The sequence below is a fragment of the Cytobacillus purgationiresistens genome (assembly GCF_030813235.1).
Classification (GTDB): domain Bacteria; phylum Bacillota; class Bacilli; order Bacillales; family Cytobacillaceae; genus Cytobacillus; species Cytobacillus purgationiresistens.
On record NZ_JAUSUB010000004.1, the window covers coordinates 26,256 to 49,564 of the forward strand.

General features: G+C 40.6%; 21 protein-coding genes, 1 pseudogene and 1 riboswitch. Of the genes and pseudogenes, 12 read left to right on the forward strand and 10 right to left on the reverse strand.

What is annotated here, in order from left to right:
• Window positions 1–43 precede the first annotated feature (43 nt).
• Window positions 44–955 carry an aldo/keto reductase gene (locus J2S17_RS05755; RefSeq protein WP_307472808.1) on the forward strand — a complete coding sequence of 304 codons (912 nt, stop codon included), beginning with the start codon at window positions 44–46 and terminating at the stop codon, window positions 953–955.
• 440 nt (window positions 956–1,395) lie between these two features.
• Window positions 1,396–1,953 carry a GNAT family N-acetyltransferase gene (locus tag J2S17_RS05760; protein WP_307472810.1) on the forward strand — a complete coding sequence of 186 codons (558 nt, stop codon included), beginning with the start codon at window positions 1,396–1,398 and terminating at the stop codon, window positions 1,951–1,953.
• Window positions 1,954–2,010: 57 nt separating this feature from the next.
• Here J2S17_RS05760 and J2S17_RS05765 read toward each other — a convergent pair whose 3' ends face one another.
• The 5 genes and pseudogenes from J2S17_RS05765 to J2S17_RS05785 form a co-directional block, all read right to left on the reverse strand.
• On the reverse strand, window positions 2,011–2,256 hold the full coding sequence (locus J2S17_RS05765; protein WP_307472812.1) for a YqkE family protein: 246 nt from the start codon (window positions 2,254–2,256) through the stop codon (window positions 2,011–2,013).
• Between the two features lie 158 nt (window positions 2,257–2,414).
• A pseudogene (locus J2S17_RS05770) lies at window positions 2,415–3,208 on the reverse strand (carbon-nitrogen hydrolase family protein); the annotation flags it as partial.
• Window positions 3,209–3,425: 217 nt separating this feature from the next.
• Window positions 3,426–4,094: a CoA transferase subunit B gene (locus J2S17_RS05775; RefSeq protein ID WP_307472814.1), complete on the reverse strand. Its 669-nt coding sequence runs from the start codon at window positions 4,092–4,094 to the stop codon at window positions 3,426–3,428.
• 20 nt (window positions 4,095–4,114) lie between these two features.
• Entirely contained in the window at window positions 4,115–4,804 is a 690-nt protein-coding gene (locus J2S17_RS05780; protein ID WP_307472819.1) for a CoA transferase subunit A, read from the reverse strand.
• A 28-nt stretch (window positions 4,805–4,832) separates the two neighbouring features.
• The gene (locus tag J2S17_RS05785) at window positions 4,833–6,038 is read right to left on the reverse strand and encodes an acetyl-CoA C-acetyltransferase (RefSeq protein ID WP_307472821.1); all 1,206 of its coding nucleotides are present in this window, start codon (window positions 6,036–6,038) and stop codon (window positions 4,833–4,835) included.
• Between the two features lie 154 nt (window positions 6,039–6,192).
• Here J2S17_RS05785 and J2S17_RS05790 point away from each other — a divergent pair, with 154 nt between their 5' ends.
• Complete coding sequence (locus J2S17_RS05790) at window positions 6,193–7,098, forward strand: hydroxymethylglutaryl-CoA lyase (RefSeq protein ID WP_307472822.1); 906 nt, start codon at window positions 6,193–6,195, stop codon at window positions 7,096–7,098.
• Between the two features lie 216 nt (window positions 7,099–7,314).
• Complete coding sequence (locus J2S17_RS05795) at window positions 7,315–8,229, forward strand: alpha/beta hydrolase (protein ID WP_307472824.1); 915 nt, start codon at window positions 7,315–7,317, stop codon at window positions 8,227–8,229.
• Window positions 8,230–8,288: 59 nt separating this feature from the next.
• Here the strand turns inward: J2S17_RS05795 and J2S17_RS05800 are convergent, their stop codons facing one another.
• Window positions 8,289–8,618, reverse strand: coding sequence for an iron-sulfur cluster biosynthesis family protein (locus J2S17_RS05800; RefSeq protein ID WP_307472825.1), 330 nt, complete (start codon window positions 8,616–8,618; stop codon window positions 8,289–8,291).
• A 76-nt stretch (window positions 8,619–8,694) separates the two neighbouring features.
• Between J2S17_RS05800 and J2S17_RS05805 the strand changes: the two genes are divergently transcribed.
• On the forward strand, window positions 8,695–8,913 hold the full coding sequence (locus J2S17_RS05805; RefSeq protein ID WP_307472827.1) for a CDGSH iron-sulfur domain-containing protein: 219 nt from the start codon (window positions 8,695–8,697) through the stop codon (window positions 8,911–8,913).
• A gap of 87 nt (window positions 8,914–9,000) precedes the next feature.
• The gene (locus J2S17_RS05810) at window positions 9,001–9,825 is read left to right on the forward strand and encodes a LysR family transcriptional regulator (protein ID WP_307472830.1); all 825 of its coding nucleotides are present in this window, start codon (window positions 9,001–9,003) and stop codon (window positions 9,823–9,825) included.
• A 24-nt stretch (window positions 9,826–9,849) separates the two neighbouring features.
• On the opposite strand, the gene J2S17_RS05815 is transcribed toward J2S17_RS05810, so the two are convergent.
• Together J2S17_RS05815 and J2S17_RS05820 are read right to left on the reverse strand one after the other, a co-directional pair.
• Window positions 9,850–10,185 (reverse strand): YolD-like family protein, encoded by a 336-nt coding sequence (locus tag J2S17_RS05815; protein WP_307472831.1) that lies wholly within the window; start codon window positions 10,183–10,185, stop codon window positions 9,850–9,852.
• A 489-nt stretch (window positions 10,186–10,674) separates the two neighbouring features.
• Window positions 10,675–11,934, reverse strand: a complete 1,260-nt coding sequence (locus tag J2S17_RS05820; RefSeq protein ID WP_307472834.1) for a Y-family DNA polymerase — start codon at window positions 11,932–11,934, stop codon at window positions 10,675–10,677.
• Window positions 11,935–12,247: 313 nt separating this feature from the next.
• Between J2S17_RS05820 and J2S17_RS05825 the strand changes: the two genes are divergently transcribed.
• The 5 genes from J2S17_RS05825 (at window position 12,248) to J2S17_RS05845 (ending at window position 16,688) form a co-directional block, all read left to right on the forward strand.
• On the forward strand, window positions 12,248–12,454 hold the full coding sequence (locus J2S17_RS05825) for a YqzH family protein (protein ID WP_307472835.1): 207 nt from the start codon (window positions 12,248–12,250) through the stop codon (window positions 12,452–12,454).
• Between the two features lie 238 nt (window positions 12,455–12,692).
• Window positions 12,693–12,794: riboswitch (TPP riboswitch) on the forward strand.
• A gap of 156 nt (window positions 12,795–12,950) precedes the next feature.
• Window positions 12,951–13,643, forward strand: a complete 693-nt coding sequence (tenA, locus tag J2S17_RS05830; RefSeq protein WP_307472837.1) for a thiaminase II — start codon at window positions 12,951–12,953, stop codon at window positions 13,641–13,643.
• 6 nt (window positions 13,644–13,649) lie between these two features.
• Window positions 13,650–14,258: an ECF transporter S component gene (locus J2S17_RS05835; protein WP_307472839.1), complete on the forward strand. Its 609-nt coding sequence runs from the start codon at window positions 13,650–13,652 to the stop codon at window positions 14,256–14,258.
• Window positions 14,239–15,909, forward strand: a complete 1,671-nt coding sequence (locus J2S17_RS05840; protein ID WP_307472841.1) for an ABC transporter ATP-binding protein — start codon at window positions 14,239–14,241, stop codon at window positions 15,907–15,909. The genes J2S17_RS05835 and J2S17_RS05840 overlap by 20 nt, the downstream gene beginning before the upstream one ends.
• Window positions 15,906–16,688, forward strand: a complete 783-nt coding sequence (locus tag J2S17_RS05845; protein WP_307472843.1) for an energy-coupling factor transporter transmembrane component T family protein — start codon at window positions 15,906–15,908, stop codon at window positions 16,686–16,688. Before J2S17_RS05840 ends, J2S17_RS05845 begins: the two co-directional genes overlap by 4 nt.
• A gap of 71 nt (window positions 16,689–16,759) precedes the next feature.
• Here the strand turns inward: J2S17_RS05845 and J2S17_RS05850 are convergent, their stop codons facing one another.
• Window positions 16,760–21,970, reverse strand: coding sequence for an ATP-binding sensor histidine kinase (locus tag J2S17_RS05850; RefSeq protein ID WP_307472845.1), 5,211 nt, complete (start codon window positions 21,968–21,970; stop codon window positions 16,760–16,762).
• A 105-nt stretch (window positions 21,971–22,075) separates the two neighbouring features.
• On the opposite strand from J2S17_RS05850, the gene sinI reads away from it, so the two are divergent.
• Window positions 22,076–22,246 (forward strand): DNA-binding anti-repressor SinI, encoded by a 171-nt coding sequence (sinI, locus tag J2S17_RS05855; RefSeq protein WP_307472846.1) that lies wholly within the window; start codon window positions 22,076–22,078, stop codon window positions 22,244–22,246.
• Here the strand turns inward: sinI and J2S17_RS05860 are convergent.
• Window positions 22,223–22,933 carry a response regulator transcription factor gene (locus J2S17_RS05860; RefSeq protein ID WP_307472848.1) on the reverse strand — a complete coding sequence of 237 codons (711 nt, stop codon included), beginning with the start codon at window positions 22,931–22,933 and terminating at the stop codon, window positions 22,223–22,225. The genes sinI and J2S17_RS05860 overlap by 24 nt on opposite strands.
• Window positions 22,934–23,309 lie beyond the last annotated feature (376 nt).

The window sequence follows — 23,309 nt, forward strand, 5'->3', positions numbered from 1 at the left end:
TTATCGGTAAAATAGGGGAAAATGAGGAAATGTGGTGTGCGTAATGAAAAAGAGACGGCTTGGTAACTCAGATATTTATGTAAGTGAACTGGCACTTGGATGCATGTCTTTAGGTACTGATGAAAAAGAGGCAAGAAAAGTGATTGATACTGCTCTTGAAGAAGGGATCAATTATTTTGATACCGCTGATTTATATGATTTTGGGGTCAATGAAAAGCTGATTGGTCAAGCCTTAAAGCATGTACGGGAAGATGTTGTTGTTGCAACAAAGGTTGGAAACCGCTGGAATAGGAACAAGAGTGATTGGAAGTGGGATCCTTCTAAAGCCTATATTAAGGAAGCAGTAAAGAACAGCTTGAATCGCCTTGAGATGGATTATATCGACTTATACCAGCTGCATGGCGGTACGATTGAAGATCCAATCGATGAAACCATTGAAGCTTTCGAGGAGCTGAAAACAGAAGGAATAATCCGCGCCTATGGTATCTCATCCATTCGTCCAAATGTGATTAGAGAGTATGTAGAAAAAGCGACCATCGCTTCTGTCATGATGCAGTACAGCATTCTTGATAGACGACCTGAAGAGGAAGCCCTGCCTCTCCTTCGTGATCATCAAGTTGGTGTTGTTACTCGCGGGCCATTGGCGAAGGGAATGCTGAGCGAAAAGTGGGCTGAAAAAGCAGGAGAAAAAGGTTACTTGGAATACAGTGGAGAGGAACTCCATACAATGCTAAAACAGCTTGAAGAGAAATTTAGTGATTCACGAGTTATGACTGAAGTAGCGATGCAGTATAATCTCGCTAATGAGGCTGTATCTTCAATCATTGCAGGAGCCTCATCCGGTGCACAAGTGAAACAAAACGCTGCTGCTGTTCAGGCAAACCCGCTTTCAAAGGAAGAAATTACTTTTATTCAAGCAGTTACAAAAGCAAGCAAATACGAGGCACATAGATAGTCCATTTAATGAAGCCAGGTCGGATGAACTTGGCTTCTTCTTCTATTGGTAATAATAATAAAAAACAGACTACTAGGCTTTTTTTGTTTTTTAAAGGGTTTTTAAATGATTTGTAGAATAAAAGAAGTTTAGAGTTAGGAGGATTTTTATATTTGAAACAACCATAAAACGGAGTCTGAAAAAAACCGATCATTGTTGAGACGGAGAATTTAACAGATTAAGTGTTTCATCAAATTAGCATGGCAGACAATTGGACCAAACAAACCAAAGAGAGCCTTGATGTCCATTGCCATTTTCATACAAACAGATGATCAAGTTACGGTCGTATATAAACTATGAAAAAATAGATTAGATTAATCACTATTATGATAATTTTTTCCCCTAACCGAAGAGGCTTATAAGCTTTTATCGATAGAATACATATTTCAAGGAGCAAAGTGATGGTTTCAACATTTAAATTTACCCATTTCCCCGAGCTAAAAACAGAACGGCTTACTTTAAGAAACGCAACCATAAATGATAGCAATGACCTTTTTGAGCTCTATTCATCTAAAGCGGTTGTCGAATATATGCCGTTCACCCCATTTACTTCAGTAGAACAAGCAGTAAATGAAATGAACTGGTATCAGCAAATATTCGATGAGCAAACCGGTCTGCGCTGGATGATTCAAGATCGAGAATCTAAAAAAGTGATTGGCACTTGCGGATATTTAAACTATGAAAGAACAAATAATCGCTTGGAAATTGGCTATGATCTTTCTCCAGAATACTGGGGAAGAGGACTCATGCCGGAAGCAGTAAAGTCGATTATTCAATTCGGCTTCTCCACTATGAATCTTAATAAAATAGAAGCAAAAATTGAACCAGCTAATACGGCATCCCTTCGTCTAATGGAGAAACTCGGATTTCAGAAAGAAGGTCTTTTAAGACAGCATGAATTTGAAAAGGGAAGATATATTGATTTAGCTGTTTTCTCGCTGTTGAGGAGTGAGTATTAGAAAGTAAAGAGAGGATGCCCAACATTCGGGCATCCTCTCTTTTAGTTTCACTCAGCACTATTTAAACTCTTTCCAGTTCATGCTGCTTTCACCGAGCAGCTCCTCAAAGCTTTTGTTTTTTTCTTTTAAGCGCCGCTCTTCTTGTTTTTTACGCGCTTCTTCTTCTTGTCTTTTTGTTTCTTCTTCTTTGAGTTCATTCTTTTTTCCTTTTAATTGAGCCATTAATTCTTCATTCAGCATATCTCCTAATGTTATCGGCTTATCATCCTTCTTAGGAGTTGCTGGTTGTCTACGTTTTTTCATTGTAATCCCCTCGTCTAATTGATCTCACGAATTTGACCACATTATAACATACTTAAATCAAAACTTTTATAAAGAAAACCTTATCAAATCCCAAATAAATGCACACCGAGAATTTTGTCGAATCTTGGAGGTGACAGGCACCCATTACTCCCATCTTCTGCTATTTTATCGAGGTTGATGTCGCCATAAATGATTCTCTCTTCACCAAATACTGGTTCTGCTATATATTCACCCAATGGTTCAACAATACAGCTCCCCCCTCGAGTGAGCTCATTTGGTAAAGATTTAAATTCTTCTCTTGAATTTATTTCTGGTGGATACATGTCTTTGGTTGAATACTGGTTACAAGATAGAACAAAGCATCTTCCTTCAGCTGCAATATGTCTCATCGAGGCAAACCACGTATCGCGGGCATCTGCTGTTGGGGCAATATAAATTTGAACGCCTTTGGCATACATTGAAGCTCTTGCTAAGGGCATATAATTCTCCCAGCATATTAAATGCCGATTTTGCCATAAGGTGTATCGAAAACGGGCATGGTACTTCCATCTCCTTCACCCTATATTAGCCTCTCAGAACCAGTCGGCTTCAATTTCCTATGCTTTCCTAAAAGCTCACCATCAGGTCCAAAAAATAATGCGGTGCAATAAAGCGTTCCTTGACTAGTTTCATTATCTTTTTCGATAACTCCGATAATGACATAAGCCTCCGCTCTTTTAGCAGCATTGCCAATTTCTGCTGTCTCGGGACCTGGTACCGTGACAGCATTTTTCAAGAAGTTGAGAATGTCTTTTCTTCCTTCATCTGATCGACTTCCCACTACGGCTCCAAAAGACATTCCTCTTGGATAAGCTGGTATAAAGGCTTCAGGGAAAACAATGACTTTTGCCTTTTGCTCTCCAGCTTCTTCTAACAGCTTAATTGTTTTCTTTACCCCTTTTTCCTTATTCATTACTTCAGAACCAACTTGAACGACTGCTACTTTAAATTAAGATACCTTTTCCACCCACATCACCCTCTTAATATTTGTCGTTTTCATTTGATTTTATCTTCTTTTGTAGTTTTCGAAAAAAGAAAAGTCATTCTAAAAACTCCCTGTATACAAAAAGAGGATTAGAATGTTCTAATCCTCTTTTTTAGCCATGAGGCGAGCCCCATCTGTCATTCTTTTAAAAAGCATCCGTTAAAACTGAATCATCCACTTGTAGAGTAGGCTCTGTACATTGAATAATTTCTTCAACAGTGTAGCCTTTCGCTACTTCTACCAGCTTCAAACCTGTTTCTGTGACGTCAATCACTGCACGCTCCGTAATGATGCGATCCACCACTCCCTTGCCAGTTAACGGCAGACTGCACTCTTTTAATATTTTTGATTCTCCTGCTCTATTGGTATGGTCCATAATCACAATGATTCTACCTGCACCGTGGACGAGGTCCATTGCTCCGCCCATCCCTTTAATCATTTTCCCTGGAATCATCCAGTTGGCTAAATCACCAGTTTCAGAAACTTCCATACCTCCAAGAATGGCAATGTCTACGTGACCGCCCCGAATCATTGCAAACGACTCAGCACTATCAAAGTAAGCAGAACCGGGAATTACGCTTACAGTTTCCTTTCCGGCGTTAATTAAATCCGGATCGACATTTTTTTCTTCAGGATATGGCCCTATTCCAAGCAGCCCATTTTCCGATTGCAATACAACTTGTTTGTTATCAGAAATATAATTGGCAACCAGCGTCGGCATACCAATTCCTAAGTTAACGTAAAAGCCGTCCTCAATTTCCTTCTCTGCTCGGATTGCAATTTTTTCACGTACAGTCGCTTTATCTACGCTCATGACATCCACTCCTTCCCTGTCTACTTCGTAATGGTTAGTTTTTCAATTCGTTTCTCTTGTTCTCCTTCAATCATGGTCTGAACATAGATGCTTGGCGTCTGTATTTCATTTGGATCAAGCTCGCCGATTTCATATAAATGCTCGACTTCAGCAATTGTCACCTTGCCAGCTGCAGCAATCATCGGATTAAAATTTCTTGCCGTTTTGTGGTAAACGAGATTCCCCATCTTATCAGCTTTCCATGCTCTTACTAAGCTAAAGTCCGCCTTTAACGCTTTCTCTAACAGGTATTCCTTTCCATCAAACACTTTTGATTCTTTTCCTTCAGCAATTGGCGTACCAACGCCAGCAGGAGTATAAAATGCAGGAATGCCCGCTCCACCCGCCCTAATTTTTTCAGCTAAGGTCCCTTGAGGAATGAGTTCTACATCAATTTCTCCTGAGAGTACTTGTCTCTCAAACTCTTTATTCTCCCCAACATATGAGCCTATCATCTTCTTAATCTGTTTATTTTTCAAAAGAAGACCAAGTCCCCAATCATCCACTCCACAATTATTAGATATCACTGTCAGATCCTTTACACCCTTGTTTACAAGAGCAATGATCAAGTTCTCCGGAATGCCGCATAGTCCGAAGCCTCCCACCATGATGACAGCTCCATCATGTATGTCTTTTACTGCTTCGTCAAATGATGTATGAATTGTTTTCACCTGCGTTCGCCCCTCTCTACTTAATATTTCAAGCTTCTTTATTGCTTGAAGCCAGTTCCACCACCGTCGCGACTCCTTGACCGCCTCCGATGCAAAGCGTTGCCAAGCCTTTTTTCGCTTGTCGTTTCTTCATTTCATGAATCAAAGTGACGAGAATACGTGCCCCGCTTGCGCCAATTGGATGCCCAAGTGCAATCGCCCCTCCGTTTACATTGAGAATCTCCTTATTGAAATTCAGCTCTTTATCCACTGCAAGGGACTGCGCGGCAAATGCTTCATTTGCTTCGATCAGCTCCAGCTCTTCCATAGATACCCCTGCTTTATCAAGCGCTTTTTTTACCGCTTTTACAGGGCCAATTCCCATGATGCTTGGGTCGACTCCCGCAGTTCCATTGCCTTTAATCGTTACAAGCGCCTGTAGCCCAAGCTCATCTGCCTTTTTCTTACTCATAATGACTAGAGCTGCTGCACCATCATTGATTCCTGAAGAATTCCCCGCAGTGACACTGCCATCCTTTTTAAATGCTGCACGCAATTTACCTAGCTTCTCAGCAGTTGTGCCCTTTTTCGGATATTCATCTGTGTCAAAAATCACAGGATCCCCTTTTCTTTGCGGGATCTCTACCGGAACAATCTCATCTTTGAATTTTCCGGATTCAATCGCAGCCACTGCTTTTGTTTGACTGGCAGCTGCAAATTCGTCCTGCTCCTCTCTGCCGATTTCATACTTAGCACATAAATTTTCAGCGGTAACCCCCATATGATATTGATTAAATACACAAGTCAAACCATCATCTACCAATGAATCATATAACGTTGTATTTCCCATCTTGAAGCCTTCGCGGGCCCCTTTTAGTATGTATGGGGCTTGGCTCATATTCTCCATCCCGCCTGCGATCACGATGTCAGCATCGCCTGCAATGATCGCTTGTGTTGCTAAGTGCACAGCCTTTAGACCTGAACCGCATACTTTATTAATCGTCATTGAGGAAACGCTTTCAGGAAGCCCTGCTTTTATCGCTGCCTGTCTTGCTGTATTCTGCCCTAAGCCTGCTTGCAGCACGTTACCTAAAATGACCTCATCTATTTCTTCAGGCTTTACTCCCGCCTTCTCCACTGCCGCTTTTATAACCACTGCTCCAAGATCAGGAGCGGATACACCTTTTAAACTGCCATTAAAACTTCCTAAAGCTGTTCTCACTGCACTGACAATTACCACTTCAGTTTGTTCCATTTCACTCACCCTTTCATTGCTTTTCATTAATTTATTTCTGCAAAAAAAATCTAACCCCTTCTATTATGACATATTTTATATTATTCTTGCATTTCAGAAACTTAAAGAAATACAATAAAGAAAACGTTTTCTAAAAAAAGTCAGGAGAGATACGATGAGTTTACAGTTGCCAACTGAAGTAACGATAATTGAAGTCGGACCAAGAGACGGACTGCAAAATGAAAAAGCATTTGTGCCAACCGATGTAAAAAAAGGATTTATTAAAGCTTTAAAAGCCGCTGGTTTAACAGAAATGGAGCTTACCTCTTTTGTATCCCCTAAATGGGTGCCGCAAATGGGCGACGCTGCGGAAATTGTTGCGGATTCACTCACTAAGGACTCGCGTGATATCGTCTTAGCGCCCAATCGCAAAGGAATTGACCGCGTCTATATGACTGACTGTAAGGCCGTTGCTATATTTGTAGGAGTCAGCAATACATTCAATCAAAAAAACATTAATAAAACGACGCAAGAAAGCGTTGATGAGATCGTACCCATTATTCGCGAATTAAAGGAAAAAGGATATTTTGTACGCGCATGCATCTCCACTGCTTTCTATTGCCCATATGAAGGAGCCGTCGAAAGTGAAGACACCCTGCTATTGTGCAAAGCCTTTGTCGAAGCTGGAGCCGATGAGCTGAGTGTAGCGGACACGATCGGTATGGCTGCTCCCCATGAATCTTACGCTTTATTTTCATTGTTAAAAAAAGAATTCCCGGAAACTCTACTTACCGCTCATTTTCATGATACAAGACAAATGGCTTTAACGAATATTTTCGCAGCGATGCAAGCTGGCATCGATCGGTTTGATACATCTGCCGGCGGTCTTGGTGGCTGTCCGTTTGCTCCTGGTGCCGCAGGGAATGCCGCAACTGAAGACGTTGTTTATATGCTTGAAAGAATGGCCATCCGCACAAATGTCAGCTTACCAAAGTTGATTGAAGCGATTAATCTCGTTAAGCCGCATATTACTCGGCCGATTGAAAGCAGCTATTACCAATTGCATCCGCAAACCCATTAGAGCCTTTTGAAAATAATCGTTTTTTCACAGGCCTCGAAACCAGCTCTTTTTGAGTCCACTAAAGGTCATCCGTCTTTCAAACGGGTGACCTTTTACAATTCACTCGCTTAAAATTGGCTATATTTTTGAGATCTGTGCACTAGATCCGTCATCATTCATATGGATATAAATACATCATAAATGGTAAAATAAAGAAAAACGCTTTGGAGGGTTATTGTGAAGAAATTTTGCCGCTATATCTTTCTGCCTCTTCTCTTACTTCTTTCGATTGGTGTGTTTTTCACTAATAAGCTCATGTATATACGTAAAAAGGGAGACCAAGTGATTTTCGACCGTGAAAGCACTTCAGGAAGATTTGATGCTATCGCATACGAGGACTTGTCAAAAGAGGAATTCCTTCTCCCCTCTTCTCTTGGCTATGAGATCAAAACTGTACTTGCAGAGCCTCATAAACACAAACGATACATGGTTATTGCGCATGGTGTAACTGAGAATAAAACCAATTCAATTAAATATATGAACATGTTCCTTCAGCGCGGATTTAATGTCGTCATATATGACCATCGTCGCCATGGCGAATCCGGCGGGAAAACCACAAGCTATGGATATTATGAGAAATTCGACCTTAAGGTAATTGTGGATTGGCTGAGGGCTCTAAAGGGTGAGGACATTCAAATTGGGATCCATGGGGAATCGATGGGTGCTGTCACAACTTTGCTTTATGGCGGCATGGTTGAGGATGGAGCCGATTTTTATATTGCTGATTGCCCTTTCTCAGATTTACGAGAGCAGCTTACCCACCATTTAAAAACAAGCATGAAGCTGCCTCCCAAGCTGCTCTTGCCTGTTGGCAATCTATTCTTGCGTGTTCGCGACAAGTATTCTATCAAGGATGTATCGCCTATTGCTGTTATTGATAGTATTGAAAAACCGATTCTATTCATTCACAGTAAAAACGATCGGTTTATTTTACCAGAAATGACAAAAGCATTATATGAACGAAAAAGGGGGCCAAAAAAACTATTCATTGCGGAAAACGGGTTTCATGCACAATCGTATAATGAAAATAGAGAGGAATATGAGCAAGTCATAGATGAGTTTCTTGTGGAATATGGTCTGGCAGGGGAGTAAGTGGAATATCCCAGTCGGATGTTCATTCGCTTAATCATAAAATAGGCAGCAATCCCTGCCTATTCATTCGTCTTATCAAGGAAGCTCATTCTCGGGTTTAAATATTCATGTGGACTTTTTAGCTGAAAACAATTCGCTTTCATAGAAAAATCGATGATCAAGCTTTCATCAAGAAAAACTTCTTTAGATTTTTCTACATAAATACTTCCACTCGTTGTTTGCACTTCCCTATCCTCTTCATCAAGTCTGTCAACAAACCACAACGCCGGCACACCGCTCACGACACATCCACAGCCTTTCGTATCATATTTAAGCTTCATGTAGCCTTTTTTTCCATTTATTCGCTCATTCATTTTTTCAGCTGCAGCAGCTGTTACTTTAATTTTCATGTTTCGACTTCCCTTCTTTTTGCATAGTCTATTTTAGCATAGGCTACAATGTTTAAAAATGAGAGGATGATTTCATATGACAAAGGGACAAATTAAAGTAAATAATAACGGCTCTTACCGTATAATAGGCGATATAGAGCTGGTTGATAAAGACGGCAATGTTTTTCAAACGAAGCCATCATTTTCGCTTTGCCGCTGCGGCATGTCTAAAAATGCACCGTTTTGTGATGGTAGCCATAAAGGGAAATTTGAATCTGTGGTCAGAGCTCCATCCCAAAATGATAAGATTGAATAAAAAAGCTTACTATACTTTATTAGTATAGTAAGCCAAAAAGAATTATTGCTGTGCTTTTCTTTTATTAATAAATAGGATCAAAGTAAAATGATTGCTCGGTTAGAGGAGAATCTCGGAGCTGCTTTATTTAATCGTGAAGGCAGATCTATACGGTTAAATGATTTTGGCCATGCGTATCTTGAACGTGTCAATCGGATTTTCTTGGAGATTGAGGAAGGAGAAAGACAGCTGAAGGATATGATGGGCAAACAGAATCAGGTCACCTCTGTTTCAATTGCTCTTCCCCATATTCTTCCTTTCTTCATCGTTGAGTTTATGAAGAGGAACCCAGACGTCCACATTAAGCAGCACAGCGGTTCTGCCTCCATGATGAAACAACAGCTAGAAAATGGCGAGGTTGATTTTTGCATTTCCATGAGCCCTATTTTTGGAGAAGATATTGAGTGGATGACTTTATTAAATGAAGAGATCTTCTTATCTGTACCACCTGATCATTATTTAGCCAATCGCCAATCCATAGAATTGCATGAAGCCGCGCATGAAGTTTATATTAATCGGCCATCAGGCTATGAATTTCGGGATTTAACAGATGATTTTTGCAAGCAGGCAGGCTTTGTAGCGAATACACCAATCGAGCTTGAAGAGGCGGGGGCGATTCTTCGTTTAGTTGAACTAGGGCTGGGCATCTCTTTTACTCCACAGCTATCCTTGCTTCATCAGTCTCTACCGCGGACAGTGCAAATTCCAATCAGCACGCCTATGTGCCGACGGACAATTGGACTTGCATGGAATAAAAGACGCTACTTTTCCGAAGCATCAACAGAATTTAGAAACTTTACGATTAAATTTTTCAAACATATTCCCCTTACTTATTATAATGATAAAAATGCTGAAGGCTTTGGTGACGCTTAATACCATCGGGCTAGTTCCCCTTTACTAGCCCGTATATTCCTCTATTTCAATCACATCCGCAAGCTTTAGCAAAATACGTTCAGATGCTTGATTAATCATCCGCAATTCCCCCTTTAGTTCATCCATATAATGGATCTTGCCAATATACAGTTTCCTTTCGCCCTTCTGCAGACTAGTCAATTGTAAAGGAAGATTATTCTCCATCGCCCTGGCAATCACCTCATCAAACTGTTCATACTTCTGTTCATCAAGAAACGGTTTCGCAAGCTTATTATGGCTCTCGTCGTACTCCCTTAGCATTTTCACATGCTCAGGCAGCATCATTGATACCCATTTCTTATTCCCTCGATCACGAATCATCTCGTTTTCCTTCTTTCTGTAAATTCTGTTCTCTAAAAGACGAAGCAAGCATACATTGGGATAGCTTTTCATTCATATGGAGGTGGCCAAAATACAAATTGTCATCCTATTTCTATTTATGTCAGCGGCAATGATTATTTATCAATTCATTGATCTATGCATGTATAGGCTTCGACCAAAAATATCGATAACGTAAAAAGAAAAGGCTGTTTTCGTATACTTTGTTGCTTTTTCACATCAGTGGTTGATTTCCTCTCCAGGTGCTCGCTTTCCGCGGAGCGGGCGGTGAGCCTCCTCGCTACACTCCTGCGAGGTCTCACCTGTCCCGCAGGAGTCTCACACACCCGTTCCAATCAACTTTTTTATCAATGGTTTGTCTTATCAAAACCTATGAAAAAACAACAATCTTTTAGAAAAGAGCCATAGAAAAAAACATGGAGTTATATCGATACGCTAAGATGAAATGGGGAAACAAGTTTTAACCTTTAACTACTTTTTATGCCCTCCAACCAATGTAGCCCTATGCCTCGCTGTACCAGCATTCGTATAGGATACACCTCTTAAGATCGAAGCTGAACCAAAGCGAGAGCGAAGGCTATCCACTGTATAGCCAAGCTCCCTCCGCTTCCACCCATTCGGATCAAAGAGGCTCAGCTGCAACATATGATCATCCACGAGATTGCTAAGAGAGATAGAAATTTGCCGAACGGTTTTTCCACGATAATGCTCTTTGAGAAGCGCTAAGCAAACGCGGTAAATCTCCATTGTGACATTTGTCGGTTCCTCCACCGTTCTGGAGCGGTAGAAGCCGCCGCCGAACTCATCCTTGCTATAACCGAGGCCAAAGCTAATCGTTCTCGCTACTTTACGATGATTTCGCGCTCGCCTGGCTACCTCCTCGCACATTTCCAGAATGACGTGCTTAATTTCCTCTTCTTCTTTATAATCCCGCAATAAAATTTGGCTTTTACCGAAGCTGATTTGCCCTTGCAGAATTGGTGCACCAATTTCAGATAAATCCACGCCCCATGCATGGTAATAAAGCTGGTTGCCCATGACCCCAAACTTCTTTTCCAGCTTCTCCAAATCATAGCGGGCAAGCTGGCCGACAGTGAAGATCCCCATGCCAGTCAAGTTTTTCTCCATTCTGCGGCCAATCCCCCACATCTCGCTTAAAGGCGATACCTCCCATAACTTTGATTTGACATCCTCATAGCTCCATTCTGCTATCCCTTTACTTTTTGCCTCTAAATCAAGACATAGCTTTGCCATCAGCATATTGGGGCCGATGCCAATCGCAGATGGAAGCTGAAACTCCCGCTCAATATCATCTCTAATTTTTTCAGCGATTGTACGGGCATCTCCCCAAAGACGGAGCGCGCCATCTACTTTTACAAAGCTTTCATCCACGCTGTAGGTATGAATCGCCTCCTTTGGTACATAACGATGGAAGACGCGCGTAATTTCTGTGGAAATTCTTAAATAGGTCGCCATTTCAGGCTCTTCTACGAGAATGCGCGGATCATCCGGCACTTCAAATAATCGTGAACCTGTTTTGATGCCAAACTCCTTTTTCATACGGGGAGAAGCAGCAAGCACCACACTCCCCTTTCGATCATGATTGCCCGCAATGACAAGGTAGCAGTCTAAAGGGTCGAGTCCAAGCATTACCGCTGTGCAGCTTGCATAAAAACTCTTCATATCCACGCATAAAATTTGTTGATGTGGCATCATGGTGTAATCCATCATATAGCAGCCTTCCTTCTAGAGAAACTGGGCGCCTGCTCACCCTCAGGCATAGCATAACTCTCGGAAAGGTGTTCTTTACCTTTCTGGGAGGCTTCCCCTAGACTTATCGAGGGAGTAGGACGCTTACGCTAGACATTTTCCTAACCTATAAAATTTATACTTTAAAAAAGAACAAATGTTCTAATTATATATACCCATTATATTAATCGAATATACGTTCTGCATCAATGGAAATTTTACGACGAATTTCTTATATTCGACAATTTTCCCAATAGGCGAAAAAGCGATATAATCTTTGCATGGGGTGAGGTCAATGGAAAAACGGTTCATTTATAAAATGGTGCAAAACTGTCTCAAGCAATATATGGAAGAACCGAGCAGTATAAAAGCAGAAAGCGAAGCGTTCACGGAGATGTATGAAAAAATAATTGACTGTCATAAGAAAGATGACAAAAGTGACTTAAATGAGATTATAAATGATGTAGTGTATGGATATATAACGGATTCTCCATATTTTTAAAAGTCCTGCTTGATTGCAAGAAGTGAAAAAATAGGGAAATAGGCTAACTTAGAAGGGCTTTGAAAAAATGTGATAAATACAACTTTTCACATGCTGCCTCTGTCTTCCACATCATATTGGACAGCATGTCTCTTGGCGTGCTTTTTATGGTTTGGATGCATAAATAAATCGTATCAACCTAACAATTTTGTTTTGACAATTTTGGAAACCTATGCTAAGTTTTAATCAATTAAATAAGGAAGTCCACTAGGGGTGCCATTTTGGCTGAGATAAGAGTGATCTTAATCCCTTTGAACCTGATCTAGTTAATACTAGCGTAGGGAAGTGGAGTCGACTTAACAATCCTATTAACTTTATGAAATATCCTTTTTCTTTGTGCAAAAGAAGGATAGGACTATGTTTATTAAGGTAAAGTCGCTCCATTTCGGAGCGGCTTTTTTTTATGGTTAAGCCCTGCCGCTCGACTTCCTTTTTTATCAAAAAAGGAGGAATTGATTTGAGTTTTTCACAAGAATTGCGTCAAGAAGCCAATTACATTTTCGAAGCTTGCTACAATCACCTATTTGTTAAAGGCATTGCAGAAGGAAAGTTAGGGAAGGAACAATTAATTCATTACGTGAAACAAGACTTCGAATATTTAAATGCAATTGTGCAAACCTATGCGTTAGGAATCTCTAAAGCTACAAATCGTGAAGAGATGGCAATGTTTAATACGAGTATTTCCTTTGTGTTAAATAGTGAGCTTCACCCCCATAACAACTTTTGTCAAATAGCAGATGTGAAATATGAGGATTTGCAAGGACATCACCTAGCTCCAGCTGCACAGCATTATACAAGGCATATGCTGAATGTCGGCCGCTCTGGATCGGTCGAAGAGATCATTGCAGTGACCCTGCCTTGCCCTTATATTTATGCCTATATTGGCGATCGGATAATGGAAGACTACAAGCCTAATCGCTCCCATCCTTTCTATGATTGGATTTCATTTTATGGAGGAAAGGAACATGAACGCTTAAATTTCAGTTTAAAAAGATTCGATCAGCTTGCTGAGCAGGCCCCAGAGAAGGAAAGAAATAAAATGAAAGAGCACTTTATGTTAAGCTGTCAGCTTGAATATATGTTCTTTGATATGGCTTATAAGTTGGAAGACTGGCCTGTTCAAAAAGAAGCTAGTGCTGTTGCAGAGTAGCTCGCCATGAAAAATACAAAACCTTTAAACTTGAGAGAAATTGTTGTCATTGCTTCAATTTCTGCAGTCTTTGGGGTTCTCTATCTTCTATGGGTTTTCTTCGGCCAATTAATTCAAGGCATTTTTGGGCCAGTTGGCCATGGGTTGATTTCAGGTTTTTGGATCATGGCGCCGATTGTTTGTGCCTACATTATTCGCAAGCCGGGTGTTGCTTTGATCGCTGAATTAGTTGCGGCTGGAACAGAAATACTTGCCGGTTCTGTCAATGCAGGTGCTGTTCTGATTCTCGGCTTGACACAAGGATTTGGGGCTGAACTTGCTCTCGCATTATTTTTATACCGCAGCTACCGTTTACCTGTTTTAATGCTAGCTGGAATGTTCGGAACACTTGCTAACTTTATCACGATTTATTTCATGTATGGCTATAGTCAATACTCATCAATTATAACGACCTTCATGCTCGTTGCAATGCTCGTTAGCGGGGCGATCCTCGCTGGATGGGGCAGTAAAAGTATTGCGGATGCCTTAGGTCGCACAGGCGTTTTAGATAACTTTGCCTTAGGTAAAATAAATCGCCAAAAGAGAGTGAAAAAAGATGACCTACCTCACCATTGAAGATTTAAACGTGAGCTACCCCTTTCAGCAACAGCCTGTGTTGAAGGGGGTAAATATCCAAATTAGCAAAGGGGAGAAAGTACTCATTCTTGGTCCAAGCGGCGGCGGAAAAAGCACATTAGCACTGACGTTAAATGGAATCATTCCGAAATCAATTGAAGCTGAGATGACGGGTACAATTATGGTAGATGGGGAAAATCCGCAGGAATTAAGTTTTCGTGAAATAAGTGAACGCCTAGGGATCTTGTTTCAAGATCCTGAAACACAATTCTGTATGTTAACGGTGGAAGATGAAATTCTTTTCGGTTTAGAAAATCTTCGTTTTTCAAGAATGGAAATGAAAGCAAGACTGGAAAAAAGTTTAGACATCGTTGGGCTGACAAATTGGAGGAAGGCGCAAATAAGAGAGCTCTCCGGTGGAATGAAGCAAAAGCTTGCCCTTGCATGTTTGCTCTCCATGGATCCTGAAGTGTTTATTTTGGATGAGCCAACAGCGAATTTAGATCCAGCTAGCACGGATGAAATCTTTCAATTATTCATCGCCCTTTCCGAAAAGCTAAACAAAACCTTAATTTTTATTGAGCATAAACTCGATTACCTTTTGCCTTACTTAGAAAGAGTCATAGTGCTTGGGCAGGAAGGAAAAGTGATCGCCGATGGCGCACCGCGCGACATCTTCAATCATCGCTTTCCCACTTTGATTGAGGAAGGAATTTGGGTTCCGCAAATATGCAGATATGCAAAGAACATGGAGAAACAGGGAATGAAATGGCGTCATTTCCCGCTCACAATAGAAGAGTGGAAAAGGGAATTAGAATCTGAAGCAGGCGCTTTCCAAGTACCTCAAATGCAAAAGAAGCAAGTACTTAGCAACAATAAAACCCCCCTTCTCCAAGTGGAAAATGTATCTTTTTCTTATCAAAAACAGCCTGTATTACAGAACATTAGCTTTTCAATCTCAAACGGTGATTTTGTAGCGCTCCTCGGTTCAAATGGGGCTGGGAAAAGTACCTTATCCAAGACTTTAATGAAACTATTAAAGCCTGAAAAAGGGGAAATTTACTTGGATAATAAACCCTTAAGCAGATTAAAAGCTTATGAGCATATGCAAAAGGTTGGCTTTGTTTTTCAAAATCCTGAGCATCAATTCATCTGTGATACAGTAGAGCAGGAATTAAGCTATGGGTTTAAAATTCGTGGCTGGAGGAAAGAAAAGTGGCAACCCGGTCTGAATGAACTTTTAGCGCAATTTCACTTAACTGCACAAAGGCAAAATAATCCCTTTTCATTAAGTCAAGGGCAAAAACGCCGTTTGTCTGTTGCGACTATGCTTACGAATGATCAACAGCTTCTTATTCTCGATGAGCCTACATTTGGCCAAGATTATGCAAATATGAAAGTCATTATGAATCTATTAAAGGAATTAAATCAAAATGGAAAAACCATTTTGATGGTTACTCACGATATGGAGCTCGTTTCCGAGTACGCAAATAAGGTCATTCTGTTGCATGATAGAGAAATTGCTTATCAAGGTGATGTAATTTCTTTCTTTAAGAAAGAAGAATTGCTTCATAAGGCCTCACTTAAAGTGCCTTTTTCCTATTCGCTGCAAAATTTAGCTAAGGTTGGGAAGGAGGCGGCAATTTTATGATAGAAAATCATCAAAAAAGCAATCACTTTTTGCAGCAAGTAAACCCGACTTTAAAGCTAATTAGTATTTTGACCGTTATTTTTTTCATGATGCCCATTTTTGATCCTTGGACGCCTTTTGTTTTCCTTCTTCTCACAATCAATGCCATTAAGGTTTTGGGAGGAGTATCATTGCGTTTTTTATTCAAGTTCCTGGCTCCCTTAAGTTTATTCGCTTTTAGTTTTGTTTGGATCAATGTCGTTTTTCCGAGCGAACGAGGGGAAACGATTCTTTTTACAATCGGCAGTATGCCAGTGGCGCTTGAAAATATCAAAACTGGCATATCATTAGGACTGCGCTCACTTATTTTTGCTTCATGGTCGTTATTATTTGTCTTAACAACGGAACCTACGAAGTTTATGTTGAGCTTGATCCAACATTGTCGACTCCCTCCCCGTCTTGGATATGGGATGATGGCTGCCTATCGCTTTCTCCCATTATTTCAAGAGGAATTAAATCAAGTCCGTGCAGCACATCGCATCCGTGGCTTAGGGGAGCCAAAAGGCTTCACAGATCGAGTGTATGAAATCAAAAGATACCTGATCCCTCTATTAGCGAGTGCGATTCGAAAAGCAGAGCGCATCGCTATTGCTATGGAGTCAAAAGGCTTTGACGGCAGCAGGCAGCGGAGCTACTACACCATCATTAAATGGACAAGTAAAGATCTCCTTTTTAGCACTGGTTTAATCATATTATTTAGTGGGTTACTACTATTGAGGAAAAGCTACTTCCTTTTATGAAACCAAATAAAGGTGCTCTAGAAAGTCAATTACCCGGCTTTCTAGAGCACCTTTATTCACAAATTCAAAGCTTAGACCTCTTCAGCATATTGGAAAAGCGGCAAGGTGATGAAGAAAGTGGTTCCCACACCCTCCTCGCTTTCCACCCAAATTTCTCCTTTATGATAGGCAATGATTTCCCGGCAGATGGATAGTCCCAGCCCATGCCCCTTTTTCTTCGCATACGAGCCTTGCTTCGTAAAATTCCGATCAAAAATGTAAGGAAGCTCTGATGGTCGTATGCCATTCCCCGTATCGCGAATCTGGATGATAACCTGTTCAGAATTGCTTGCTTTCCCAAAAGTTATGCTTATTTCTCCATGTTGAGTATGGTTTAATGCATTCGCAACCAGATTGGTAAACACTTGTTCAATTCGTTCAAGGTCCAACTCAATCATGAACAACTGGATGTCCTGAGCCTGAAGCTGATTGACCAGCTTGAAAGAGAGACCATGCTGTTCAATTTCATCATCATATTTGTGATATATATGATTGATAAACTGGTCGAGAGAAATATAGTCGCTCGTGAAATTCAGCTGGCCCGATTCCAATTGGGAAAGCTCGAATAGATCATGGATCAATATTTGAAGATCCTGCAGCCGTTCATGCGCTTTAATTAAATAACGGGTCTTTTCAGCATCATTGACAGCTAGCCCATCCAAAACAGCCTCCAAATATCCATTGACCGAGCTTACAGGAGCTCGAAGATCATGGGATATATTCTCAAGGAAATGCTTGCGCGAATGCTCAGCGCCCTCAAGCCTTTGATTAAGCTTCTCAAGATTGAGATTTGCCTCATGCAATTCAGCCGTCCGCTTCGCAACGGTATGCTCCATTTGTTCATATAAATAAGCATTTTCAATCGATATCGCGGCTTGCGTCGAAAGGAAGGTCAGGAATTGAATCTTTTCCTCCGTAAAAGCATGTGTCGCTTTATTATTTTCCAAATACAAAATGCCGTTTACTTTCCCCTTATTTAAAATAGGCAGACATAAGAGGGATTTTGTTTTTCTTTCTGCTACATAGGGATCGTCTGTAAACATTCCGATGGCTGCTGCGTTATCAAGCACGACCGCCTCCCTGCTTGTATCTACAAAATGGACAATCTTATCGGATATCAGCCCGCTCCCCACAATTGGCTTGTACTTTAACAGGCCTGCTTCATATTCATCAACGCTTTTATGCTCACTCAGGATAAACTCGCTACCCTTCTTAAATAAAAGTATCCCGCGGTCTGCACCGCCATATTCCATGGTAATCTGCATTAATCTGTCCGATAATTTATCGAGAATTATTTCTTTCGTAATGCTTTGAGTAGCTTCGAGCGCCGCATGTGTATCAAAAAAAGAACTGTCTCCAAAAGCTGAAATGGTCCTCATAGACAAGTTTTCATCTGCCTGCAGCATCTGTTCAGTTTTGGCCTTTGCTCCCCATTTTTGATAGGCATGATAAGCCTCCATCAAAAACGAGTGGGAAAGCCTTGAAAAACCTAAATGAGCAAAATATCTTCCTGCACATTCATTGCAGATGGCCGCATCCTGAATAAAACCATTTTCTTCGGCAAATCGAATGCTATCGGAATAAAGAGTAAGAATCTCTTTTTCATTTGGCTTTTTATTGGTTAAACGCAGCATTTCAGCTTTAAGCAATAGATATTTATGCTGATAATTTACAGGCGAGAGGTCCGCCCACTTCTTTAGTTTTTTTATAAACCTTTTTAATGTTTGATAGATTCTTCTTTTCTCAATTGCTTCCTCTGTTTCTTCATAAAAACGAGCTAGCCAGAGCGAATGGTAAAAATAATACTCAGGGACAATTACCAGGGTAAGGCGCTTATTAATCATCGGAGCAAGACTCTCCAATATCTCCTGAGCGTAATCACTCTTATTAAAGATAAATGACATCTGCAGCCTGATGGTATAATGGATGATTTTAGCAGAATCATCATTCATAACCGGTTTCATTTCCCAGCTATGGCTGGGTCTTATGCCAATAAGAAATTCGAGCCACTGTTGAACCTCATCAAGAAATCCTCTTGATATTTGATACTGAATTTGATTGACAAATTGGATTTGGTTCCGCAAACCATCAAGGGCTTGCTCAATTTGCGTCCCCTTCATCAGCAAGGTAATAACGATAAAAGAGCTGTTAGCGCCAGCAAGATGAATATTGCCAGCATCAAGACAGTAGCGCTGCGATTTTTCAAGATATTCGAGCGTACTACTGATCGGTCCTGCCCAATGGTTCACAAAGCTCCCATAAACAAACTGCACTCTCCCTTTTATCCCTATATGGCCAAACTTTTCTGAAAGGCTCAATGCCAGTTTGCCAAACTCATGACTGCCTTTGAAATCACTGAATCCAGCGCTTAGAATGAGAGAGTAGTTATTCATGACCAGTGCGCTGATATCGGTTATTCCATGCTTCAAAGTAAATCTCAAAGCTCTTAGCATGAGCAAGGTAGCCAGATTTTGATCTATATGATAAGTAGAGGCATTCATTGAAATCATCGTATTCAATATATTCTTTTTATCTTTATCAACTAACTCGGGCAAGTTCTCTATTCCATTTTTTCCTTTTCGTAAGAGCGCTTGTTTCACAAGTATAAACTCACGGGCTACATCTAATTTAGTTGTTTGTTTCGGAAATTTCATTCCATACAATTCCAAACCTCTGATACCTGATTGAACAGCCTCTTCCACTCGATGCATATGCGTATAAAGGGTCATTTTCATCGTATAAATATCAAGTTTATCCGCTTGCGAACGCGAATTCTGCAGGATAGTGTCAAACGTCTTTTCCGCCTCTGCAAACTGTCCGGTTACGTACTGGCATTCCCCCAGCCTATACATTAATCGCAAAGTAAGGTCATATTGCTCCTCCCACCGCGGTCCCATTAAGTCACTGGCTGTTTTAAAGTATTTAAGGGCTTCTATAAAGGCTGCCGAAGCTCTTGCTTTTTCCCCCGCCAAAATATTCCACTTAGTCAGTTTGAACGTTTCCTCACTCGATAAATGCTGCTTGCTTCGATTGAAATGACTGACGATAGTAAATAATTGATTTTCAACTTGATTCGAGAACTTTACGAGGAGACGGCCGATCATCACATGCGCTAGCTCCTGTTCCTCCTCTGTCATTGTCGAATACACAGCTTGCTGGACCCGATCATGCAGAAAAATATAAGCGGGAGGCCGATTCTCAAGCAGCCCTGCTTCTTCATCAGGATAAACCCATTTGTACCACCCATCATTCGGCAAGATTAAACCTGCTTCCAAAGCGGCCCATAAATGATTGGCGGTTTCCTTTATGGGCTTCTGGGAGATGATTGATAAAGTCTTCAGGTCAAATAAATTTCCAATGCACGAGGCAAGTTTTAGGACATTCTGAGTTTCTTGAGGAAGCAAACGAATTCTGCCAACAATAAAGTTGATGATATCTTCATTAATCGGACTTTCAATAATCGTATTATACTGCACCGCCCATCTCCGCTCTTCCGGCAGCAAAACAATATGTCCATCCTCGTAAAAAGACTGCAATAACTGTTTCGTATAAAAAGGATTCCCTTGAGTAATTCTGTGCATGAAAAAAGAGAGCTCTTCTGTCTGCTTGCCACTATCAAGCAATGAATCGCCAAGCCAATCATAAATTGTTGCTTTTGAGAGATTGGTTAATGGAATCTCAACAAACGGCACGTCCTCCTCCCTTAAGGTCTTGATTGTTTTCTTCAAGGGATGCTGATCATTGATTTCATTATGCCGGTAAGCGCCAATTACCATTAAGTATTGACTATTTGCTTGTGTCAAAAGATACTCAAGCATTTCGAGAGAGGCGATATCCGCCCATTGCAAATCATCCAAAAACAAGACGAGGGGATGCTCCTTAGCAGCAAAGACTTGAATAAACTTTTGGAATATAAACAAAAATCGCCGCTGTGTATCGACAGACGAGCCTTCTTGAATGTTTATTTGCTCATCACCTATGAGCCATTTGAGCTCAGGAATAATAGAGACAATGACATCATTGTGTACGGAAAGCTCTTCTTCCAGCTTTTGCTTCCAACGGGCAATTTGTTCCGGGCTCTCCGTCATGATCTGCCTAATTAAAGATTGAAAAGCGGAGATAATCGGTGCGAAAGGAATTTGCCTTTGCAATTGATCAAACTTCCCTGATATGAAATAGCCTTTTTCTTTGATTAACGGTTTATGAATTTCATTAACAAGTGCTGTTTTGCCGATGCCTGCTTGTCCGGGAATAAAGACGATGCCAAGGTCTCCGCTGCTCACTTTGGAAAAAACAGCTTGAATCGTTGAAATTTCACCTTCGCGTCCATAGATTCTGCGAGCTGTCTCAAATATGTTCCATTGATCACGCTCACCAAGTGGAAACGCTTTAATCTCGTTCAACGCATAATATTGACTTAAACAACTGCCTAAATCTTCGCGTACACCCCACGCGCTTTTATACCTGGATTCCGGAGGTTTCTCAAGCAATTTCATAATCACTTCTGAAATTTGGTTAGGAAGATCCTTTCTCATTTCTACTGGCTTCATTGGCGTTTTTGCCAAGTGGGCATGCACCAATTGCACAGGGTCATTATAAAGAAAAGGCAGTATTCCGGTAAACACTCGGTATAAGGTCACTCCAAGAGAATACAGATCAGTTCTGTAATCGATGGATCGATTCATTCGTCCTGTCTGCTCCGGAGAAATATAATTTAATTGCCCATCTATCTCGTTCGGACGAATCGATGCTGAATAGTTTTCCCGCAATAATAATGTGGAATGGTTGAATCCAGTTATTTTGACATCATATGTACTTTTAGATAGGAGAATATTTTCAGGGTTAATATTCTTATGAATAATCTGCTGCTGGTGAAGGGATGAAAGCGCAGTAGCCAAGTTTTTCGCAAGCCTCAAGCCATCGCCTATATTGAGCAGCTGATGATTGTTAAGAAACGACTCTAGTGTTATACCGGAAAAATATTCATAAACAAAATAATATTTATTTAAGTGCTGAACCATTTTAATCGGCTGCAGAATATCGTCTGATTTAAGCTGGCTGCTCATATGGAATTCATGGATTGAGGAAGTATTGTCCTGTATCGATGGCTCCTTGCTTTTCCCAGCTTTAATCAATACTTGCTTGCCTGTCTCGATAGAATAGGCTTTGTAAAACTGAATGCTGGCATTTTCAGTTTCGATACCAAGCACCCTAAATCCAGGCAGGTTCATTATTGGGCTCATTTCATCCACCTCTATCTTTAAAGTAATCTTTAGCATGACTTTAGCTAAACTTTAACTTTCCACTTTATAATCTAGATATATTGAAAATGCTGACGGAGGCGAAACATGAAAAATACTAGTGAGAATATTCGTGATATTGAAGACGTACAATATTTTGAAGAATGGCTGCTCCTCATCGCGGAAGCAAAAGAAATTGGTCTGACAACCGATGAAGTTCGCTTGTTTTTCAAAAACTATCAAAACTCCAAAATATTAAATGCTAAACTTATAACCTAACCCTCTAACTGTTAAAATGAAAGCAGGTTTAGCAGGGTCAGCTTCGATTTTCTTGCGCAAATTGCTAATATGAACCATTACCGTGCGATTATCGCCAAGGCTGTCTTCTCCCCATATGCGGTTGAAAATTTGATCCAGACTGAATACCCGATTAGGATGTTCAGCAAAAAAACAAAGCAACAAAAACTCTTTTGTTGATAAAGAGAGTGGTACTCCATTCTTTTTCACTACACATTCCTCTTTCTCAATCCTAATGTTCCCGAACGTCAATCTCTTTGGATCAGCTGCAATATCTACAGTCCCGGCATGAATGGTTAGATCGCGGTAACGGCGTATATGCGCTTTTACCTTTGCCACTAGAACACCGGGACTAAACGGCTTGGTTATATAATCGTCCCCACCAATTCGATGGCCGAGAATCTGTTCGGAATCATCCTCTCTGCCGCTTAAAAATAAAATCGGGACATTTGTCAGCCTGCGCAGGCTTTGACACACCTCAAAGCCGTCCATATCAGGCAGGTTCACATCCAAGATAATAAGGTCCGGCTTCACTTGCTCAGTGAGCATAATGGCGGTTTGTCCATCTCCAGCAAATACTAGTTGAAAGCCTTCCTTCTCTAAATATATCTTCTGGATTTCCTGTATATCCTGATCATCATCAACGAGCAAAATCGTTTCCTTAGCCATATCATTGCGCTCCTTCCTTTATGACCCTCTCTTAGATTTATCCATGTCATCCTTCATTTACCATATTATATATTAAATTAATGGGGATAGCCTTATATATTTGCTTAGACGAAGAGGATATCGTTTATTTGGATGTCTGAGGAAACTATAGGTTAATGATATGGCTCAATTAGGCTAAATTTTTTTTGTCTGGTAATCATTTTAAAAACAAGGCACCAATGCGGCACCTTGTTAAGATATGGTATGATTTGTATATACATTTTTATTATATCATGAGATTGATACTATTTAAGATGCTGAAAGAACACAAAGATGGAGGATTTAATGAGAAATCTATTAATCATACTTGTATTTTTATTCTTATTTGCCAAGGTAT

What these genes read in the sequence shown, in the direction of transcription:
- J2S17_RS05845 (WP_307472843.1), top strand. Translation starts at nt 15,906, where the DNA reads ATGATAGAAAATCATCAAAAAAGCAATCACTTTTTGCAGCAAGTAAAC.
- J2S17_RS05760 (WP_307472810.1), top strand. Translation starts at nt 1,396, where the DNA reads ATGGTTTCAACATTTAAATTTACCCATTTCCCCGAGCTAAAAACAGAA.
- J2S17_RS05800 (WP_307472825.1), bottom strand. Translation starts at nt 8,618, where the DNA reads ATGAAAATTAAAGTAACAGCTGCTGCAGCTGAAAAAATGAATGAGCGA.
- J2S17_RS05860 (WP_307472848.1), bottom strand. Translation starts at nt 22,933, where the DNA reads ATGGCTAAGGAAACGATTTTGCTCGTTGATGATGATCAGGATATACAG.
- J2S17_RS05840 (WP_307472841.1), top strand. Translation starts at nt 14,239, where the DNA reads ATGACCTACCTCACCATTGAAGATTTAAACGTGAGCTACCCCTTTCAG.
- J2S17_RS05820 (WP_307472834.1), bottom strand. Translation starts at nt 11,934, where the DNA reads ATGATGGATTACACCATGATGCCACATCAACAAATTTTATGCGTGGAT.
- J2S17_RS05765 (WP_307472812.1), bottom strand. Translation starts at nt 2,256, where the DNA reads ATGAAAAAACGTAGACAACCAGCAACTCCTAAGAAGGATGATAAGCCG.
- J2S17_RS05825 (WP_307472835.1), top strand. Translation starts at nt 12,248, where the DNA reads ATGGAAAAACGGTTCATTTATAAAATGGTGCAAAACTGTCTCAAGCAA.
- J2S17_RS05805 (WP_307472827.1), top strand. Translation starts at nt 8,695, where the DNA reads ATGACAAAGGGACAAATTAAAGTAAATAATAACGGCTCTTACCGTATA.
- J2S17_RS05775 (WP_307472814.1), bottom strand. Translation starts at nt 4,094, where the DNA reads ATGAGCGTAGATAAAGCGACTGTACGTGAAAAAATTGCAATCCGAGCA.
- J2S17_RS05785 (WP_307472821.1), bottom strand. Translation starts at nt 6,038, where the DNA reads ATGGAACAAACTGAAGTGGTAATTGTCAGTGCAGTGAGAACAGCTTTA.
- J2S17_RS05810 (WP_307472830.1), top strand. Translation starts at nt 9,001, where the DNA reads ATGATTGCTCGGTTAGAGGAGAATCTCGGAGCTGCTTTATTTAATCGT.
- J2S17_RS05815 (WP_307472831.1), bottom strand. Translation starts at nt 10,185, where the DNA reads ATGATTCGTGATCGAGGGAATAAGAAATGGGTATCAATGATGCTGCCT.
- J2S17_RS05755 (WP_307472808.1), top strand. Translation starts at nt 44, where the DNA reads ATGAAAAAGAGACGGCTTGGTAACTCAGATATTTATGTAAGTGAACTG.
- J2S17_RS05790 (WP_307472822.1), top strand. Translation starts at nt 6,193, where the DNA reads ATGAGTTTACAGTTGCCAACTGAAGTAACGATAATTGAAGTCGGACCA.
- J2S17_RS05835 (WP_307472839.1), top strand. Translation starts at nt 13,650, where the DNA reads ATGAAAAATACAAAACCTTTAAACTTGAGAGAAATTGTTGTCATTGCT.
- sinI (WP_307472846.1), top strand. Translation starts at nt 22,076, where the DNA reads ATGAAAAATACTAGTGAGAATATTCGTGATATTGAAGACGTACAATAT.
- J2S17_RS05850 (WP_307472845.1), bottom strand. Translation starts at nt 21,970, where the DNA reads ATGAGCCCAATAATGAACCTGCCTGGATTTAGGGTGCTTGGTATCGAA.